This is a genomic window from Aquitalea sp. LB_tupeE (genome assembly GCF_013391415.1).
In the GTDB taxonomy this organism is placed as follows: Bacteria; Pseudomonadota; Gammaproteobacteria; order Burkholderiales; family Chromobacteriaceae; genus Aquitalea.
In genome coordinates this window covers 15,472-33,814 of the sequence record NZ_JACAXB010000039.1, presented here as the reverse complement: position 1 = coordinate 33,814, position 18,343 = coordinate 15,472, and the positions used below count along the sequence as shown (strand labels likewise).

The 18,343-nt window shown below is 60.5% G+C and carries 15 protein-coding genes; 6 read left to right on the top strand and 9 right to left on the bottom strand.

Annotation, left to right across the window (positions count from 1 at the left end):
* Together HWX34_RS19460 and HWX34_RS19455 are read right to left on the bottom strand one after the other, a co-directional pair.
* Positions 1-120, bottom strand: a 120-nt coding sequence (locus HWX34_RS19460; RefSeq protein WP_178973830.1) for a DUF1348 family protein, incomplete at its 3' end; no start/stop codon positions are given.
* A gap of 45 nt (positions 121-165) precedes the next feature.
* Positions 166-714: a carboxymuconolactone decarboxylase family protein gene (locus HWX34_RS19455; RefSeq protein WP_178973829.1), complete on the bottom strand. Its 549-nt coding sequence runs from the start codon at positions 712-714 to the stop codon at positions 166-168.
* Positions 715-819: 105 nt separating this feature from the next.
* On the opposite strand from HWX34_RS19455, the gene HWX34_RS19450 reads away from it, so the two are divergent.
* On the top strand, positions 820-1,722 hold the full coding sequence (locus tag HWX34_RS19450; protein WP_218645263.1) for a LysR family transcriptional regulator: 903 nt from the start codon (positions 820-822) through the stop codon (positions 1,720-1,722).
* 152 nt (positions 1,723-1,874) lie between these two features.
* A complete protein-coding gene (locus HWX34_RS19445) occupies positions 1,875-3,029 on the top strand; it encodes a GGDEF domain-containing protein (protein ID WP_178973828.1) in 1,155 nt (384 codons plus the stop codon).
* A gap of 137 nt (positions 3,030-3,166) precedes the next feature.
* Here HWX34_RS19445 and HWX34_RS19440 read toward each other — a convergent pair whose 3' ends face one another.
* From HWX34_RS19440 to HWX34_RS19430, 3 genes are all read right to left on the bottom strand, one after another.
* Positions 3,167-4,792 (bottom strand): methyl-accepting chemotaxis protein, encoded by a 1,626-nt coding sequence (locus HWX34_RS19440; protein ID WP_178973827.1) that lies wholly within the window; start codon positions 4,790-4,792, stop codon positions 3,167-3,169.
* A 52-nt stretch (positions 4,793-4,844) separates the two neighbouring features.
* Positions 4,845-4,991 (bottom strand): hypothetical protein, encoded by a 147-nt coding sequence (locus HWX34_RS19435; RefSeq protein ID WP_178973826.1) that lies wholly within the window; start codon positions 4,989-4,991, stop codon positions 4,845-4,847.
* Between the two features lie 157 nt (positions 4,992-5,148).
* Entirely contained in the window at positions 5,149-7,440 is a 2,292-nt protein-coding gene (locus HWX34_RS19430; protein ID WP_178973825.1) for an NADP-dependent malic enzyme, read from the bottom strand.
* 179 nt (positions 7,441-7,619) lie between these two features.
* Here HWX34_RS19430 and HWX34_RS19425 point away from each other — a divergent pair, with 179 nt between their 5' ends.
* The 4 genes from HWX34_RS19425 to HWX34_RS19410 all read left to right on the top strand — a co-directional run bounded on the left by HWX34_RS19425 (position 7,620) and on the right by HWX34_RS19410 (position 15,474).
* The gene (locus HWX34_RS19425; RefSeq protein ID WP_178973824.1) at positions 7,620-8,573 is read left to right on the top strand and encodes a LysR substrate-binding domain-containing protein; all 954 of its coding nucleotides are present in this window, start codon (positions 7,620-7,622) and stop codon (positions 8,571-8,573) included.
* A 222-nt stretch (positions 8,574-8,795) separates the two neighbouring features.
* Positions 8,796-10,730: a bifunctional diguanylate cyclase/phosphodiesterase gene (locus HWX34_RS19420; RefSeq protein ID WP_178973823.1), complete on the top strand. Its 1,935-nt coding sequence runs from the start codon at positions 8,796-8,798 to the stop codon at positions 10,728-10,730.
* Between the two features lie 89 nt (positions 10,731-10,819).
* Positions 10,820-14,479 (top strand): PAS domain S-box protein, encoded by a 3,660-nt coding sequence (locus HWX34_RS19415; RefSeq protein WP_178973822.1) that lies wholly within the window; start codon positions 10,820-10,822, stop codon positions 14,477-14,479.
* Positions 14,476-15,474 (top strand): two-component system response regulator, encoded by a 999-nt coding sequence (locus HWX34_RS19410; protein ID WP_178973821.1) that lies wholly within the window; start codon positions 14,476-14,478, stop codon positions 15,472-15,474. Before HWX34_RS19415 ends, HWX34_RS19410 begins: the two co-directional genes overlap by 4 nt.
* A gap of 22 nt (positions 15,475-15,496) precedes the next feature.
* On the opposite strand, the gene HWX34_RS19405 is transcribed toward HWX34_RS19410, so the two are convergent.
* From HWX34_RS19405 to HWX34_RS19390, 4 genes are all read right to left on the bottom strand, one after another.
* Entirely contained in the window at positions 15,497-15,892 is a 396-nt protein-coding gene (locus HWX34_RS19405) for a VOC family protein (RefSeq protein ID WP_178973820.1), read from the bottom strand.
* A gap of 120 nt (positions 15,893-16,012) precedes the next feature.
* The gene (locus HWX34_RS19400) at positions 16,013-16,519 is read right to left on the bottom strand and encodes a VOC family protein (protein WP_178973819.1); all 507 of its coding nucleotides are present in this window, start codon (positions 16,517-16,519) and stop codon (positions 16,013-16,015) included.
* A gap of 24 nt (positions 16,520-16,543) precedes the next feature.
* Entirely contained in the window at positions 16,544-16,888 is a 345-nt protein-coding gene (locus tag HWX34_RS19395; RefSeq protein ID WP_178973818.1) for a DUF3088 domain-containing protein, read from the bottom strand.
* A 64-nt stretch (positions 16,889-16,952) separates the two neighbouring features.
* Entirely contained in the window at positions 16,953-18,065 is a 1,113-nt protein-coding gene (locus HWX34_RS19390; protein ID WP_178973817.1) for a porin, read from the bottom strand.
* Between the last annotated feature and the right edge of the window lie 278 nt (positions 18,066-18,343).

Here is an 18,343-nt window from a genome sequence, read left to right as displayed (position 1 = left end):
GTCCAGGGTGTAGGCGAGGGCGACGCGGGCCGGGTCGCGGCTGTTCCAGGCGTCTTCGGCCAGCCGCACTTTCAGGGCGGCGCTGGTGGAGTCAAACGGGGGTAGGGGTGGGCGGTTCATGGTGGGCTCCGGGTAGCTTGCCCCGGCGGGTGCCGGGGCGGTGGGTCAGGCGCTAAAGGGCTGGATAGCAGGGAAGTCGATATCGGTATCGGCGACCGAGTTGATGTAGTTGGTCCAGCTGTTGAGTGCAACGTGCTGCACGATTTCGATGATCTGCGCTTCGTCATACCCCGCTTGCTTGACGGCCAGCAGTGCCTCGCGCCCGACATGGCCGCGCTCGCGTGCCACTTGCGCGGCAAAGCGCACGGCGGCATCGGCCTTGGGGTCGTTGGAGGTGCTGCGGCGGTTGGCCAGGATTTCGGTCTCGTCCAGCCTGGCCAGGTTCTTGCCCAGGTAACTATGGGCGGACAGGCAATAGGCGCAGCGGTTGATTTCGGCCACGGCCAGCGCAATGCGCTCGCGGGTTTGGGCCGGCAGGCTGCCGCGCCCCAGTGCGGCGGACAGGGCGAGGTAGCCTTCCAGCGCTTGCGGGCTGTTGGCCACCAGACGGAACAGGTTGGGGACAAGGCCAAACTGTTGGTTGACGGCTTCCAGCATGGCTTGCGAGGCGGCCGGGGCATCGGCGATGGTGGCCGGGATGGTGAGATGGGACATGGGGTGCTTCCGTTCGGGGTGGTGGTGACAGTCCAGACAATACCTGCCTTCATATGACGTGATAATCCGCTAGAATGGGGAATCACTATCCCGGAAATTGAGAATATGGCCGATAGGCTGGAAGCCATGGCGCTGCTGGTGGCGGTGGTGGATGCCGGTGGATTTTCGGCAGCGGCGCGGCGGCTTGCACTGCCGCTGGCCACCGTCAGCCGCAAGGTGGCGGAACTGGAAAGCTATCTTGGCGTGCAGTTGTTGCAGCGCTCCACCCGGCATATCGCGCTGACCGAAGCCGGGCGCAGTTACGTGGAGGCGTGTCGGCGCATTCTGGACGATGTCAACGAAACCGAACGCGCCGCCGGTGGCGAATATGCCGCGCCCAAGGGGGAGTTGGTGATCACCGCGCCGGTGGTGTTTGGCCGCCTGCACCTTACACCGGTGGTGGTGGACTTTCTCAAGCACTACCCGGACATCAATATCCGCCTGCAACTGGGTGACCGGGTGTCGCATTTGCTGGAGGAGCATATTGATCTGGCGGTGCGTATTGGCCCGCTGCCGGACAGCAGCCTGGTGGCCACCAGGGTGGGGGCGGTGCGCCAGGTGGTATGTGCCTGCCCGGAATACTTGGCGCTACGCGGCCTGCCTACGGTGCCGGAGGATGTCAGCCAGCACGACTGCATCAGCTATGACGCGCTGGCTGGTACGCAAGCCTGGCCATTCTATATAGGTAATGCGGTTTCACTTATACCCATCAATACCAGGCTTATCGTCAACGGGGCCGAAGCAGCGCTGGATGCCGCTTGCGGCGGCCTGGGCCTCACCCGTGTGTTGTCTTACCAGTGCGAACCGGCCCGGCGGGCGGGCAAAGTGCAGATTGTGCTGGCGGATTATGAAGCGGCGGCATGGCCGGTGAGCCTGGTGTATGCGGCGCAGGGCAGGTTGCCCATCAAGCTGCGTGCCTTTCTGGACTTTGCCGCCCCGCGTTTGCGCGCGCGCCTGGCCGCGGGGTGAGGGCCTGGATGGTACTGGCGTGATTGTCGACTGCTAAACAGCACTGCAAAACAGCCGTGCTAGCATGACGGGCTATGCACGATGTATGGATTTGATCAGGAGACCGGCATGCCCGCTCGCCAACCGTGAAGTGAGTCATCAAGGGCGAGTTTATGAGCAATTCCATTTCCATGCTGATGCTGGATCTGCCAACGGTGCTGTTTTTGTATTCGACATCGTTGATTGCCGGCACTTGCGCTGTATTGAATGCATGGCGTCACCAGCGCAATGAAACCGGGCTTGGGCGGATTGCGCTGGCGCTGGCCGTGCTGGCAGTCGGGGGTGTGCTGGCGGGGCTGAGCGAGCTTGAGCTGCTGCCCTGGCCGTTCTTGTGGCGCTATGTGCATTTTGTGCTTGGCGTTGGCGGCTATGCTGCCCTGTGGAGCGGTTTGGCCGAGCTGAGCAGCCCGCGTTGGCGTGCCTGGCGGCTGCGGGTGGCCCTGGTGCCGCTGCTGTGGCTGCTGGTCGGCATGTTTACCGGCTTTATCGCCCACAATGAGCAGCGTGCGGCGGTGTTTCATTTCAATGCGTTTTCCTTCCTGCTGGCGGCGGCATTCTGCATGTGGCATGACCGTCGTGCAGAGCCGCTGGCTTCCAGACTGCTGCTTAGCCTGACGCTGTTGGTCAGTGCCCTGCTATATGGCAGCGAGTGTTACTGGATAGTGAGCAGTGCCTGGTCCCGGCAACTGCTGTCTTGGGCTTTCTTCGCGCAGATCATCTGCAATTTCATCCTGGTGTTGCTGGTGCTGACCATTCTGTCCGAGCGCTCTGCAGTCAGGCTGCGGCAGGCCAGTGAACGGGACGAACTGACCGGTGTGGGGAATCGCCGTTACCTGTTTGCCCGCTTGCCTGCGCAGGCCGAGGCGGGTAACGCCATCATCATGGCGGATATCGACCACTTCAAACGCGTGAATGATTGCTTTGGCCATTTGGGTGGGGATCGGGTGTTGGCGGTGGCTGCGCAGGCGCTGCAAGCCACATTGCGGGAGCAGGACCTGATTGCCCGCTTTGGCGGCGAGGAGTTTGTCATTTTCCTGGCGCAGGTGAATCAGGCCGAGGCCCGCCGCCTGGCAGAGCGACTACGCTTGCAGTTGGCTGCGCAGGAAATCGATATGGCTGGTGAAAAATGCAAGGTCACCGTCAGTATTGGTCTGGTCTGGCTGGATGGCCCCGGCCGCAGCTGGGATGAGTGGCTGAATCTGGCGGATGCCGCCTGTTATCAGGCCAAGCAGCAGGGGCGGAACAAGGTGTGCGAGCACGAAGTATAGGTGCGAGGCTTGTGGTCATGAAGGGCTGCTGCTTGGGGTGACGGTCTATATCGTTTGGTCGGCAGCAAACCCGGCAGCCGGCCTGACATCGGCTGCCGGGTTTGCTGCCGTTTCACCCCCGCCGCCGTGGCGGAAGGCTACAAATGAAAACGAGCGGTAATATCTTGCAGATTATGGGAAAGCGCACTTAACTGGGCCGATGTGGTGGCCAGTTCTTCTACGGTGGCGCTGTTTTCTTCCGCCATTTGTGACACGCGCTCCATGTTTTGCGCCAGGCTCTGGCTGGCCACGCGTTGTTCGCTCAGTGCGCCGGTGATGTTGGCAATGCTGCGTTCGATGGCTTGCGTGCTGTTGCCAATGCGCTCGATGGTTTGGGAGGCCAGTTCGGTACTGCTGCTGACCGCTTCCACACTTTCCAGACTGGAATTCATGCTGCCGACGACCCGGCCCACGCCGTGCTGGATGGCGTTGACCATCTGGGTGATTTCCTGTGCCGAGCTGGTGGTGCGTTCCGCCAGTTTGCGTACTTCATCGGCCACCACGGCAAAGCCGCGGCCCATTTCACCGGCACGTGCCGCTTCAATGGCGGCATTCAGTGCCAGCAGGTTGGTTTGGTCAGCTACATCGCGAATCACCGTGACAATGCTGCCAATCTGCTGCACCTCGGTACTGAGCATGTTCATTTGGGAGGAGGTGCCGCTGACGGCCTGGCTGACGTCCTTGATGCGGGTGACCGAATCAATGACTTCCTTGCCGCCGTCTCGGGCCAGGCTGCCGGTGGTGCGGGACTGGCGGGTGGCTTCGTCCGAGTTGTCGGCAACATGGTTGATGCTCACGGTAAGCTGTTCGATGGTGGCGGCGGCTTCTGCGGTGGCTTCGGCCTGGTGTTGTGCGCCACTGGCAACTTGCTCGGCCATGCTGGACAGCTCGCTAGCCGAGTCAGACACATTGTGCGCATTCAGCTGAATGGCCTGCACAATGTCACGCAGCCCCTGGCGCATTTCCTGAATGCCACGCGCTATCTGGATGGCTTCGTCGCGCGCGGGCGGATAGTTTTCGTCCTGACCGGCCAGGTTGCCATTGCGGATTTGTTCCACCAGCCGGGCAGACTGCTTCAGTGGCAGGGTAATCAGCCGTGCAATGAACAATGCGCTGCCTATGGCCAGCAACAGGGCGATGCCGCCTACGGTCAGCATGCTGACCATGGCGTTGTGGTGGGCGCTGGCCGCATCCAGCATGGCTTTTTGCATCAGCCCTTCCTGAAAATCGGCAAACTCCTTCAGGCTGGCCATGTAGGCGGCATTGGCCGGGGCAATTTTCTGTTTCACCACATCCGCGGCTTCTGCCGTCTTATGGCTGCGGATCAAGGGGTATACCTGCTGCTGTGCACCCTGCAGCGCCTGGTTTTTTTCACGCATGCTGGCAAACAGCGCTTTGCCCTTGGCGGTGGAGAGCAGTTTTTCCACCTGTTCCATGGCCGCGGCCTTCTCTGCGTTCAGACTGTTGACCTTGCTCAGGTACTCTTCGGTGTCGCCCGCACTGTAAATGACGGCATTGCGTATTTGGCGGCCAATATCCAGCGTCTTGATGGTAAGGGTGCTGGTGAGGGCAATTTTCGGGTAGCGGTCCTGGGTGATGTCCAGCATTTTGCTGTTGATGGTTTGCATATTACTGATGGCGGTAAACAGCAACATCAGCATCAGGGTAATGACCAAGGTAAAACCTGCAAGCAACTTCTGTCTGACAGTGAATTGGCTGAGCATGATATTTCCCGAGCGAGTGATTGGGAGGCAGCATCTGTCTATCGGTTTTGGCTCACTGCTGTTTAAAGGAAATAGCGATCAATATCAGCAGCATCCATTCCTGTTCATAGTTGAGGGAAAAAGCTGCCGCAAGGCGGACTGTCCGCAAAGACGGATAGTTGATGTCATATATCAGGCGCATGGCGGATGCGCGATGCAAGACTGGCTGCTGGTGACGAGGGTGAGGCGAGAGGGGGGGCTGCTGCGGCCGGTGTGGCGCGCAGCAGCCGGGTCAGGTTTAGAGCGGCTAACAAAATAGCGTAGCGTCCCTGGGGCAAGGCGGCGCAACGCAGCAGCAGGTTTTTTGTTCGCTGCTCTTAGTCAGCCTGGCGGTTGGCTTCCATCACGGTCAGCGCAGCCATATTGATGATACGGCGCACGGTGGAGCTGGAAGTGAGGATGTTCACCGGCGCATTGACGCCCAGCAGGAAGGGGCCGACGGCCACATTGCTGCCCGCGGCGGTCTTCAGCAGGTTATAGGCGATGTTGCCGGCATCCACATTGGGGCAGACCAGCAGGTTTGCCGCACCTTTCAGGCGTGACATCGGCAGGATGTTCATGCGCAGCGCTTCATCCAGTGCGCAGTCGCCGTGCATTTCGCCGTCTACTTCCAGTTCCGGGGCGCGCTGGCGAATCAACTCCAGTGCCTGGCGCATCTTGCTGCCGGAGGCCGAGCTGCCGGAGCCGAAGTTGGAGCGCGACAGCAGTGCGGCCTTGGGCTTCATGTGCAGTAGCGTCATTTCCTCGGCGGCGGCCACGGTGAATTCGGCAATCTGCTCGGCCGTGGGGTTGTCGTTGACGTGGGTGTCCACCAGCGCCACGGTCTGTTTTTCCAGCAGCAGAATGTTCATGGCGGCGTAGGTTTCCGAGCCCGGTTTCTTGCCGATCACCTGATCGATGTAATGCAGGTGGTCCTGATAGCCGCCCACCGTGCCGCAGATCATGCCGTCGGCGTCACCCAGCCGTACCATCATCGCGCCAATCAGGGTCAGGCGGCGGCGCATTTCCACGCGGGCCATTTCCTTGGTTACGCCGTCACGGCACATCAGTTCCCAGTAGCTGGTCCAGTACTGGTGGAAGCGTTCGTCGTATTCCGGGTTGGTGACTTCCACATCCTCGCCCAGACGCAGGCGCAGGCCGAATTTTTCGATACGCGCCAGCAGCACTTCCGGACGGCCCACCAGGATGGGACGTGCCAGCTTTTCATCCACGATCACCTGCACGGCGCGCAGCACGCGTTCGTCTTCGCCTTCGGTAAACACGATGCGGGTTTTGCCGCCTTCGCGTACCAGCTTCTTGGCGGCGGCAAACAGCGGTTTCATGAAGCTGCCGGAGTGGTAGACAAACTGTTGCAGCTGCTCGGTATAGGCGTCGAGGTTGGCAATTGGCCGGGTGGCTACACCGCTTTCCATGGCTGCCTTGGCCACGGCCGGGGCAATGCGCACGATCAAGCGCGGGTCGAAGGGTTTGGGAATCAGGTATTGCGGGCCAAAGGACAGGTCGTAGCTGCCATAGGCGGCGGCGACTACTTCGTTCTGTTCTTCTTCAGCCAGGCCGGCAATGGCGTATACCGCAGCCACTTCCATCTCGCGGCTGATGGTGGTGGCTCCCACGTCCAGCGCGCCACGGAAAATATAGGGGAAGCACAGGACGTTATTGACCTGGTTGGGGTAGTCGGAACGGCCGGTGGCCATGACTACGTCGTCACGCACGGCATGGGCTTCTTCCGGCAGGATTTCCGGAGCAGGGTTGGCCAGCGCCAGAATCAGCGGGCGGGCGGCCATCTGTGCCACCATGTCCGGCTTGAGCACGCCGCCAGCGGACAGGCCGAGGAAAACATCGGCTCCGGCAATGACTTCGCGCAGGGTGCGGGCGTCGGTGGGCTGGGCAAAGCGGGTCTTGGCCGGGTCCATCAGCACGGTGCGGCCCTGGTAGACCACGCCTTCAATGTCGGTGACCCAGATGTTTTCCAGCGGCAGGCCCAGATGCACCATCAGGTCCAGGCAGGTAAGGGCGGCAGCACCGGCGCCGGAGGTGACGACTTTTACCTGGCGGATGTCCTTGCCCACGACCTTGAGGCCGTTGATGAAGGCGGCGGCCACGGTAATGGCGGTGCCGTGCTGGTCGTCATGGAAGACCGGAATCTTCATGCGTTCGCGCAGCTTGCGTTCCACTTCGAAGCATTCCGGGGCCTTGATGTCTTCCAGATTGATGCCGCCAAAGGTGGATTCCAGGCTGGCGATGATGTCCACCAGCTTGTCCGGGTCGGTTTCGTTGATTTCGATGTCGAATACGTCCACGCCGGCAAACTTCTTGAACAGCACGGCCTTGCCTTCCATCACCGGCTTGGAGGCCAGTGCGCCGATATTGCCCAGGCCCAGTACGGCGGTTCCGTTGGTGATGACACCCACCAGATTGGAGCGGGCGGTAAAGCGGCTGGCATTGAGCGGGTCGGCGACGATTTCCTCACACGCTGCAGCCACGCCGGGGGTATAGGCCAGCGCCAGGTCACGCTGGGTCACCAGCGGCTTGCTGGCGTTGACGGCGATTTTGCCCGGGGTGGGAAATTCGTGGTAATCCAGTGCTGCCTGACGATCGGTGGTATCCATGTCGCAATCTCTCCAGTGGGGTGGGCTGGTGGCTGTCTGTTGTGCCGCGCTGCCCGGTTGGCTGCAAGGCTTGCCGGGTGGCCCGTCCTTGCGAATGTGGCCATTTTAGACAGTAAACATAAGCTGGTTATTTTGATTTACTATCATCCCATAATGTTTACCTTATGGAGTGCGGCGATATGACGGGCATTAATGGCGAAGAAGTGCTGCGCCGCTTGAGTTCGCGCCTGAAAATGCGGCATCTGATTCTGCTGCTGAATATCCGGCAGTACGGCTCTTTGACGCGGGTTGCTGAACAAATGGCCAGCAGTCAGCCTGCCATTACCAGTGCGCTGGCCGAGCTGGAAAGCATGTTCGGCGCGCCCTTGTTCGACCGGTCGGTGCGCGGCATGGCCCCCACTGCGCTGGGCAAGCTGGTGCTGGCGCGGGCCCAGGCGATGATTCACGACCTGGGGCATCTGGTGCGCGACATGGAAAGTGCGGTGGCCGGTTTTGATGCTCACCTGCACGTGGGGGTGATTCCCTTTATCTCCGGGCGTTTGCTATCGGCCGCCATTCGCCGTGCAATGCCGGAGGACAGCAAAGGCCTGACCGTCACCATTCACGAAGGCACCAGCGACCAGCTGTTGCCGCAATTGCAGGACCACACGCTGGATATCGTGATTGGCCGGGCATCCTCCACGGTGGACCTGGCCGGGGTGGAGTTCTGCCTGCTGTATCGCCAGCAGCCACGCTTGATTGCCAGTCGCCGGCTGGCCGCCCAGTTGGGGCGGGTGCGGCTGGACTGGCAGCAGCTGGTCACACTGGACTGGATTCTGGGTGCGCCCAATACGCCGATGCGCGAGCAGGTGGCTGACATTTTTCTGGCTGCCGGGGTTGCGCCACCGTCGCCCATTGTCGAGAGTTATTCTTCCAAGCTGATTGGCGAGATGATTGTGGCCAGCGAGCGGGCGGTGTCGATTGTGCCGGCTGATATTGCCGAAGAACTGGTGCGCACTGCCGGGCTGGCCATCGTGCCGTATTCGTTTGACTGGACCTTGCCGCCGATTGCCATGTTCACCCGGGCCGGGACGCAGTCCCGTCCCTTGCAGCAGTTTGCCGAGGCTTTGCGCCAGTTGTGTGCCGATGTCTGAGTGGCGTAGGAGCCTTGCTGCAGCGGCAAGGTAAATTTTTCCCTGATGGCATATGTGCTTGGCGACTGCGCTTATAATATGAATTTGCAGCCAGCGTCCTTCGTAGCCTGTCATGTATCAGCCCGGCATGGCCGTGGCAGCAGACAGCAGTTGCGGTCACGTTTGCCACTTGCCGGCAGGGCAGGGCACAGTCATTTATTAAGGCGGTTTATGCAGCAAGGCATGCTTGAAAGAATATGGCGCGAGTCATTGAAAAACTACGCTGTTGGCTTGCTGGTGAATCTGGCAGCCATTCTGGCCATTACCTATATCCTGTCTGACGATACTTCCCGTTTTGTCCTGAACTGGTCCGGTGCGGCCTTGACGCTGACTACCTTGCGCTTTGCCCAGTTTTTGCATGCTGCCAGACGCTATCGGCAAACCCATACTTTCTTGTTGGTTGACAGCTTTTACCTGAATCTGGGGCTGGTGTGTGCTGGTGGCTTTTGGGCGGTGCTGGGCTGGTGGGGAATTGACCATTACCAGGGCGCGCAGCAGTTTGCCATCATCGTGATCCTGGCCGCGATGGCCGGAGGGGCCACCGGTACGCTGTCCTCACTCAAGATTGCCGGCAAAGCGTATATTCTGCTGCTGGTGCTACCCGCCTGCATCCGGCTGTTGCAGACGGGTATTCATTCCTATCTCACGCTGGGTGTGCTGGGCGTCATTTTTGCCTGGGTGATGATGATCAGTCACCAGAACAACTACAAGCTGGTGCGTCGCAGCATCGGACTTGCCTTGTCCAACAAGGGTCTGCTGGATGAGGTTTCTTCCATGGCGGAAGAGTTGAAGCAGGAAAACGACACCCTGGAAGCCAGGGTGGAAGAAAGAAGCAAGGACTTGTTGCGGCTGGCTTATTACGATGAGCTGACCGGCCTGTTAAACCGCCACGGGGTGTTCAACCTGGTGAAGTACTTTGGCATCACCCCCGGCAATGTCACGGTTTTCCTGATCAATCTGGCGCGCTTCAAGCAAATCAACGACGGCATGGGCCACGAGGCCGGCGATATGGTGCTGCGGCAGGTGGCGCAGCGGCTGGAGGCGTTGGCGTCGCAGCTGAACCAGGATATTTTCGGTAATGTCGATTGTCAGGTAGGGCGCTGGGGAGGCGATGAGTTCATTTTCTACTTCTCCCGTCTGGGGGATGGTGCGCTGACGCCACAGGAAGTGGGGTCGCTGCTGAAAGACGAAATCAACCAGCGCATGCAGGTGGCAGGCAAGACCATCAGCGTGGACGTCAATATCGGCGCAGTGTCCGAGCAGGACTGCGACAACCCCAATAATCTGTTTTTGTATGCTGATATTGCTGCCGGTGAGGCGCGTCAAAGCGGCCATGTGGTGTTCTTTACCCCCGGCATGCGCGAACAGCTGCGGCGCAAGACCACGCTGGCACAGGACTTGCGCATGGCCATCGGCAATGGCCAGCTGTCCATCGTCACCCATAATATTGTCTCGGCCGAGGATCACTCGCTGGCATCCTGTGAAATCCTGTCGCGCTGGGCGCACCCCGAGCTGGGCGATATCTCGCCGGTGGAGTTCATTCCGGTGGCCGAAGAAAGCGGCACCATCGTGGAACTGGGGGACTGGGTGATCCATCAGGCCATGGCCGCACAGCCGCAGCTGGAACGCATGGCAGGCAAGCCGGTGAAGGTGGCGGTGAATGTGTCGCTCTATCAGCTGCTGCAGGAAGACTTTGTCGACAAGCTGATGCTGTTTACCAGCGGTGATTTTGCCCCGCAAAACCTGATTGTCGAGTTGACCGAAAGCGTGTTTCACGAAGACGAAATCGCGCTGGTGAAACAGGCACTGTTCAAGATCAAGCAGCTGGGTGTGGAAATTCATATTGATGACTTCGGCACCGGCTATTCTTCGTTCTCGCGCATTTGTGAGCTGCCGATTGACGCCATCAAGATCGACAAGGCCTTCATCCAGTCCGAAGACGAAAAGAACATCGCCATCATCGAAGCCGTGGTATTCATCGCCCGGCGACTGAAGATACGCGTGATTGCCGAAGGCATTGAAAGCCAGGATCAGGCGGAAAAAATGCGCATGCTGGGCGTGAACGAACTGCAAGGCTTTTTCTTTGGCAAACCGGCCGCGCTCCCTTCCATACAGTGACAATGTCTGGCGCCATGCGCCGCTGAACTTGTCTGCCCGCCACAATATGGGTACGTGGCCACTATCTCACCCCGACCAGGCTCTGCCGCATGCTTGACGCTTTTTTCATCTTTACCGACAGCCGCACACTGCCGCTATTGCCCGGCATCTATCAGCCCTGGCTGGTAGCCCTGTCCATACTGGTGGCCATTGTCACCTCGGTGGTCACCCTGTTCATGGCTGGGCTGGCTGCGCGCACACTGTCGCGCAGCCAGCGCCAGATGGCGCTGCTCAGCGGTGCCTTGTTCCAGGGCATCGGCATCTGGGCCATGCATTTCGTCGGCATGCTGGCCTTTGATTTGTGCACTTCGGTGCGATACGACCTGCCATTAACCTTGCTATCCATCCTGCCTGCCTTCTGTGCTTCCTGGGTGACGCTCAATATGCTGGCCTCCCCCCGGGTCAGCCGCCCGCAATTGTTGCTGGGCGGCCTGCTGGTGGGGGCGGGGATAGGCGGCATGCACTACACCGGCATGGCGGCCATGCAGATGGCGCCCATCCTGCGTTATGCGCCGGGCTGGTTCGTGTTTTCGCTGCTGATTGCCATTTTGCTGGCCACCCTGTCGCTATGGATACGCTTCGGCCTGCGCCAGCTGGCCCGCCTGGGCGAGGGCAGAACCAATCTGCTGGCCGGTTGCATCATGGGTTTTGCCATTGCCGGCATGCACTACAGCGGCATGCTGTCGGCCCGTTTCATCGGCGTGGCAGAGCCGGCAGGCCGGGTAATGGCGGAAAACGGCAAGATGGCTGCCGTGGTGGCCTTGCTCACCCTGTGTGCCGGGGTGCTGGTGCTGGCGGGTAATGCCCTGCTGCGCTACCGCCAGCTGGCGGCGGAAAAATCCGCAGGCGAGGCGCGCTTGCAGGCGGTGGTGGATACCGCGGTGGACGGCATCATCAGCATGGATGCCCGTGGCCGGGTGCTGGAAATGAACCGGGCGGCCGAGTTGATGTTTGGCTGGCAGTCCGCCGAGCTGGTGGGCCGCAATATCAATATGCTGATGCCCGAGCCTTACCGCTCCGGTCACGATGCTTATCTGGCGCATTACCTGCAAACGGGTGATGCCCGGGTAATCGGTGTGGGGCGCGAAGTCAGCGCGCGGCGCAAGGACGGCTCGGTGTTTCCCATCCGGTTGGCGGTAGGCCGGGTGGATACCGGGCGCGAGCCGATGTTTGTCGGCTTTGTCACCGACATCAGCGAACGCACGGCCATGGAGCGCGAACTCAAACTGCGCGAAAGCCAGTACCGCACCCTGATTGACAATATGCCCGGAGTGGCTTTTCGCAGCCGGGTGGATCAGGACTGGAGCAAGATTTTCATCAGCGACAGCATTAGCGAACTGTGCGGCTGGCCGGCGGCCAGCTTTGTCGATGGCAGTATCAGCCTGCTGTCCATCATGCACCCGGACGATGTCCAGCGCGTGCGCGATACCGTAAGCCAGGCGGTTCGCGACAGGCATTCCTATGTGGTGGAGTACCGGCTGTTTCACATGGCGGGTGGCGAGCGCTGGGTGTCGGAAAGTGCCGGCATTGTGTTTGACCTGGACGAGCAGCCGCAGTGGCTGGACGGGGTGATGATAGACATCACCGACAGCCGCCTGCGTGCGGCGGAATACGAGGGCGTGGTGTATGCCATCCGTCAGGCGCTGGCGGTGGTGGAGTTCGACATGAGCGGCCATATCCTCACCGCCAATGACAGCTTTCTGGCACTTACCGGCTACCGGCTGGACGAGCTGCAAGGCAGGCACCACCGCGTGCTGTGCCAGCCGGAGGAAGTGGCATCCAGCGCTTACCAGACCTTCTGGTCCGGCTTGCGTGCCGGGCAGTTTCAGAGTGGTGAATTCCTGCGTCAAGGCAAGGATGGCCGCCAGGTATGGATTCAGGCGGTGTACAACCCGATTCTGGATCTGGACGGCAAGCCCTGCAAAGTGGTGAAACTGGCCAGCGACGTGACCGACCGCAAGCATATGGAGCAAGACCTGATGGCCGCGCGCGACCGCGCCGAGCAGGCCTCCGCCGCCAAAGGCATGTTCCTGGCCAATATGAGTCATGAAATCCGCACCCCGATGAATGCCATCATCGGCTTTGCCCAATTGCTGCTGGATGGCAACTTGCAGCCGGAGCAGCGCCGTCACCTGCAAACCATCAATCAGTCCGCCCGGGCGTTGCTGGGCCTGCTCAACGGCGTGCTGGACACCGCCAAGCTGGAACGTGGTGCGCTGGAGCTGGACGAGGCCGACTACGCGCTGCACGAGCTGTGCCAGCAACTGGTGGATGCCTTTGCCCTGCAAGCGCGCGACAAACAACTGGTATTGCAGCTGGACTATGCGGCGGACTGCCCGGATCTGCTATATGGCGACGTATTGCGCATGCGGCAAATCCTCACCAACTTGCTGGGCAATGCCGTCAAGTTTACCGAGCACGGCCAGGTGGTGCTGCAGGTGCGCTGTCAGGCCGATCGCTTACACATCTCGGTCAGTGACAGCGGCATCGGCATTGCGCCAGACCGTCTGGACAGCATCTTCGCCCCGTTCAGCCAGGCGGATGCCAGCATGGCGCGCCGCTTTGGCGGGACCGGGCTTGGCACCACCATTGCCCGCCAGCTGGTGGAGCTGATGGGCGGCAGCATCGGGGTACGCAGCCAGCTGGGTGTGGGCACCACGTTTGACATCAGCCTGCCGCTGCAAGCCGCCTGTGGCAGTCAGCAGCCCGGCACCGCAACACCAACGCTGGCCTTGCCGCCGTTACGGGTATTGGCGGTGGATGATGTGCCGGAAAACCTGGAACTGCTGCAACTGATGCTGCAACGTGAAGGCTTGCAGGTGACCACCGCTGGTGGCGGGGCCGAGGCGGTGGCCCTGCACGCGGACCAGCGCTTTGATGTGGTGCTGATGGACGTGCAGATGCCGGAAGTGGACGGACTGGAAGCCACCCGCCAACTGCGTGCACAAGAAGCGCACAGCGGACAGCCGCCCACGCCGGTGATTGCACTGACTGCCAGCGTGCTCAGTCAGGACCGCAAGGATGCCGAAGCGGCGGGCATGAACGGCTTTGCCGTCAAGCCGCTGGACATGGCCAGCCTGCGGCAGGAAATTGCCCGCGTCACCGGCCTGTCCGGCGCGGTGGCCGATGTCAGTCGCAGCAACAGTCAACAATTGGCGCTCATCGACTGGGACGGCGCACTGGCGCGCTGGGGCGAGCGTGAGGTACTGGTGGAGCGTATTCGCCGTTTCCTGGCCGACAATCAAGCGCAGCTGGCTGCGCTGGCAGACGCCGATGCCGTCAGCTGTCGCCAACAAGCGCACCGCTTGCGTGGGCTGGCGGCCAACCTGGGCCTGGCACAATTGCAGCAACAGCTGGCCGGGGTGGAGCAAGCCGCGGCCTGCAGCCCGGCGCAGGCCGAGGCCATCGATACCATCATGGCTGGCCTGGCCGCCGCCTTGCCTGCATCCGGCACAGCGCTTGTCACTGAGGTGGCAGACAGCACAGCCGCGCCATTGCCTGCCGCCGCCCGGCCCTGGCTGCAACGGGTGATGGCAGCTTGCGGGCAAGCCAGCCTGGACGACGAAGCCATGCAGGCCTTGGCCGCATTATTGCCCGCCGCCAGCTTGCACGCCTTGCAGGCTGCGCTGGATGATTTTGATTTTGATGCAGCCTTGCAGGCTGCGCATGCACTGATGCCGGACGCCGCCGGAGAAACGGAAGCACCATGAGCCCTATCGAAGACACGCGCCCCTGCCTGCTGCTGGTGGATGACGAGCCGAATAATCTGCAAGTCTTGCGCCATATCCTGCAGGACCACTACCGCCTGCTGTTTGCCCGCGATGGCGAAAAAGCCCTGCAACTGGCGGCGTCTTCTACGCCAGATTTGATCCTGCTGGACGTGATGATGCCCGGCATGACCGGGCTGGAAGTATGCCGCCAGCTCAAACAAAACCCGCAGACGGCGGCGCTGCCGGTGATTTTCGTGACGGCGCTGAGTGACAGCAAGGACGAAGCGGAAGGCTTTGCCGCCGGTGCCGTGGACTACATCAGCAAGCCGGTCAGCCCGCCCATCGTACTGGCGCGGGTACGTACCCATCTGTCACTGGTGCGGGTGGAGGAACTGGTGGAAACCCGGCTGCAGATCATCCAGCGGCTGGGGCGGGCGGCCGAATTCAAGGATAACGAAACCGGCCTGCATGTAATCCGCATGAGCCATTACTCGCGGCTGCTGGCGCTGGCCGCCGGTTATGGCGAGCGCTTTGCCGACGAGTTGCTCAATGCCGCGCCCATGCACGATATCGGCAAGATCGGCATTCCGGATGCCATCCTGCTCAAGCCGGGCAAGCTGGACGCGGATGAGTGGAACATCATGCGCAGCCATGCCGAAATCGGTGCCCGCATCATTGGTGAAGACAAATCCAGCCTGTTGCAGATGGCTGCCACCATTGCGCTCGGTCATCACGAACGCTGGGATGGCACGGGCTATCCGCAGGGTCTGCAGGGCGCAGCCATTCCGCTGGCGGCGCGTATTGTGGCTATTGCCGATGTGTTTGACGCGCTGACCAGCAAGCGGCCCTACAAACATGCGTGGACGGTGGACGAAGCGTTTGCGCTGATTGAAAGCGAAGCGGGTAAGCATTTTGACCCGGCGCTGGCGGCCTGTTTCCTCGGCTTGCGGGCCGAGCTGGAAACCATACGCCAGCGCTGGCAGGAGACAGTCTGAGAGGGGCCGGATAGCTGGCCTGTCAGGACAGGTATTCGGAAATTTCGATCAGGTTTTCGTCCGGGTCGCGCAGGTAAACCGAGCGGATTTTGCCGGTGGCACCGGTACGGCCTACCGGGCCTTCAATGATGGTCAGCCCTTTTTCTTGCAGATTGGCAATTACCGCGTCCAGCGGCTGGCTGGCAATGAAGCACAGGTCCAGTGCACCGGGGGTGGGCAGCGCAGCCTTGGGCTCGAACTCCTTGCCCTTTACGTGGATATTGATTTTCTGCGTGCCAAACTTCAGCGCCAGTCGTTCCACCGGCGGCGTGCCGCCAATGAATTTTTCCAGCGTCATGCCCAGGCCGTCACAGTAAAAAGCCAGGCAGTCATCCAGGCGGGCGGTGGTGAGGACCAGGTGGTCAAGATGGCTGATCATGCGGCAAGACTCCATAAACAGGCGGGCTGTCCATCTTGCTGCATAGCGCCATCCCGGCGCAATCCCTGTTTGGCAGGACAGCGGGCCGCGCAGGCAACAAGCCGCTGTCCTGCGTGCGGCCTAGTGGCTGGCAAAGCGCGCCAGTTCACGCTCCCAGTCCAGTGGCGCGGTGCGGATGTCACGATCCGCGTCGCGAATGGCATCGGCGGGCAGGAACCAGTTGACTTCAAACAGCAGTCCGTCCGGGTCGTGGCCGTACACGCTCTTGAACAAACCGTGGTCTTCTTCCAGGCCCAGCTTGCCCAGCGCCTGCAACTGGTCGCGGATGCGCTTGAGTTCCAGCAGGGTATCCACTTCCCACGCCAGGTGGTACAGGCCGGCCGGCGGCTCGTTGGCCCCCGGGGTTTCACCGCGTGCGCTGAACACGCCAGCGCGTTGCTGGCCCTGATTGCGGGCGAACAAGGCCAGGTCGTGATGGTTGTCCGATTCGGCCGCCTGGGCAAAGAAGGCTTTTTCCGGCTGCGGGCCGGGAGAGGGGTTAAACCCCAGTACTTGCTGGTAGAAGCGGGCGCTGTCGGCAACATCGCTGACATACAGCACCGCGTGGTTCAGGCGTTTGATTCCCATGATGTGCTTTCGGGTGGCAAGGGGTTACAGACGATAGGCACCATGTTGCTGGGCCAGATAATCGGCGATCTGCCGGGCGTCTTGCAGGAAGTGCCGCCCGGCATGCTGTTTGGCATTGGCGGGCAGCGGGCTGGCCGGGTCCAGTATCAGCACCGGCAGGCTCTGGTTTTCTTCGCCCAGCAAGTCAATTACCGGCTGGCGCGGGCGTGGAAATGGCAGGTGATGTATTTCAATGCGCTCGGTCAGTGCCGGTTGTACGGCTAGCAGGCCTTCCAGCAGATTGCTGTGCGGGCAGACAAAGCGCTGGTCGGCCGGATGGTCGGGCCGGGTGAATCCGGGCTCCAGCAAAAACAGGGTGTCGCGGCTCATCACTATCTTTCGCGGTAAAAATGGAGTGGCAGCAAGAACCCCGCCGGGAGGCGGGGCATGTCACTTAGAAGTATTTGGCGAGGGCCAGGTTGAGCGAGCTTTCACTGTTTACACCATTGCCACCCCAGTTGACGCGGCCATATGAGGCATAAGCACGTGTTTGTTTGGACAGGTTGTATACCGTGCCCAGCACATATTGGGTGTAGCCGGTCTTGTCGACGTTGCTGCCACCGATTTCCACGTCGTAGCCCTTGGTCAGCGAGACATAAGGCAGCCAGGCACCTACGTTGTAGCCGAAGGTGAGTACGGCTTCACGCGTCTTCACATCCTGGCCGGAGGCCGAGGCGCTCACGCTCTGGCCGCTGGCGGCCAGGCGGGTGTTCAGCACGTTGACGTTGTAAACCACGCCCGGGCTGTCAACAAACTTGCTGCTGGAAACGCCCAGATAACCGTTGACCGTCTGGAAACCCAAAGCCAGATAGATGGGGTCGCTGATATAGCCCGCTTCCACACGCCACCAGTTTTTCACCGCGCCGGTCTGGGCCGATGAGTTCACCTGTTTGGCATCCCCCTTGGTTTCATAGCTGAACTTGGCAAAGTAACCGGCCTGTTCGTAGCTCAGGCCCAGGTTGAATACCTGGTTATTGGTGGGCTGGCCATTACTGTCATTGGCGCGTTTCTCGTCTGCCGCCCAGGTGGTGGTAAAGCTGAAACCGGCCAGGTTGGGGCTGTCGTAGCGCACGGCATTGTTCAGGCGACCGTCCAGACGGGTGGAATACAGCTGGCCGCCTACGCCGCTGTAAGCACCCGGATCGATATATTCCATGTCCAGGTTGGCGTAGTCGGACAGGCGACCCAGGCGCAGCTTGCCGTATTCGGTTTGCAGGCCGATGAAGGTGTCACGGCTGGCAAAGGTGTCGGTACCGCTGCCATCCACGTGGAGGCGGTTTTCCACCTGCCAGATGGCAGTCAGGCCATTACCGAGATTTTCCGAACCCTTGAAGCCGATACGCGAGGTATTGTCGTCTACGTGTACAGAACTCTGGCTGCCAGTAGCGGTGTAACTACGGACGCTGGAAATGTCGCCAGCAATCTTGCCGTAAATGGTTACGCCGTCATCGGCATGGGCAAACAAGGGAGTAGCAGCAATAGCCAGGGTGAGCAGTTTTATTTTCATGATGTGTTCACAGGAAATCGGTTGGTCGGACAAGCAGCCGTTGCCAGGGTGGCGGGTTTCGGCTGTTGGCTATTCTTCCGTATTGTTCCCGTTTTATTAATCAATAAAAAATGATTAACAAATCAAACTGTTTTTGCAGGTTTTATTCGGATTGATTTGTTTTTCATGGCTTTTTGCTGAATATTGCTAAGTCAATTTTTTATTGGAATTTGCAGAAAAATGAATAAGCTGCGCGGATAAGCATATCAATTTAATTTGATTGATCTTCAAATAGGCTG

Coding starts and splice junctions, on each gene's coding strand:
- HWX34_RS19455 (WP_178973829.1), bottom strand. CDS start 714: ATGTCCCATCTCACCATCCCGGCCACCATCGCCGATGCCCCGGCCGCC.
- HWX34_RS19450 (WP_218645263.1), top strand. CDS start 820: ATGGCCGATAGGCTGGAAGCCATGGCGCTGCTGGTGGCGGTGGTGGAT.
- HWX34_RS19445 (WP_178973828.1), top strand. CDS start 1,875: ATGAGCAATTCCATTTCCATGCTGATGCTGGATCTGCCAACGGTGCTG.
- HWX34_RS19440 (WP_178973827.1), bottom strand. CDS start 4,792: ATGCTCAGCCAATTCACTGTCAGACAGAAGTTGCTTGCAGGTTTTACC.
- HWX34_RS19430 (WP_178973825.1), bottom strand. CDS start 7,440: ATGGATACCACCGATCGTCAGGCAGCACTGGATTACCACGAATTTCCC.
- HWX34_RS19425 (WP_178973824.1), top strand. CDS start 7,620: ATGACGGGCATTAATGGCGAAGAAGTGCTGCGCCGCTTGAGTTCGCGC.
- HWX34_RS19420 (WP_178973823.1), top strand. CDS start 8,796: ATGCTTGAAAGAATATGGCGCGAGTCATTGAAAAACTACGCTGTTGGC.
- HWX34_RS19415 (WP_178973822.1), top strand. CDS start 10,820: ATGCTTGACGCTTTTTTCATCTTTACCGACAGCCGCACACTGCCGCTA.
- HWX34_RS19410 (WP_178973821.1), top strand. CDS start 14,476: ATGAGCCCTATCGAAGACACGCGCCCCTGCCTGCTGCTGGTGGATGAC.
- HWX34_RS19405 (WP_178973820.1), bottom strand. CDS start 15,892: ATGATCAGCCATCTTGACCACCTGGTCCTCACCACCGCCCGCCTGGAT.
- HWX34_RS19400 (WP_178973819.1), bottom strand. CDS start 16,519: ATGGGAATCAAACGCCTGAACCACGCGGTGCTGTATGTCAGCGATGTT.
- HWX34_RS19395 (WP_178973818.1), bottom strand. CDS start 16,888: ATGAGCCGCGACACCCTGTTTTTGCTGGAGCCCGGATTCACCCGGCCC.
- HWX34_RS19390 (WP_178973817.1), bottom strand. CDS start 18,065: ATGAAAATAAAACTGCTCACCCTGGCTATTGCTGCTACTCCCTTGTTT.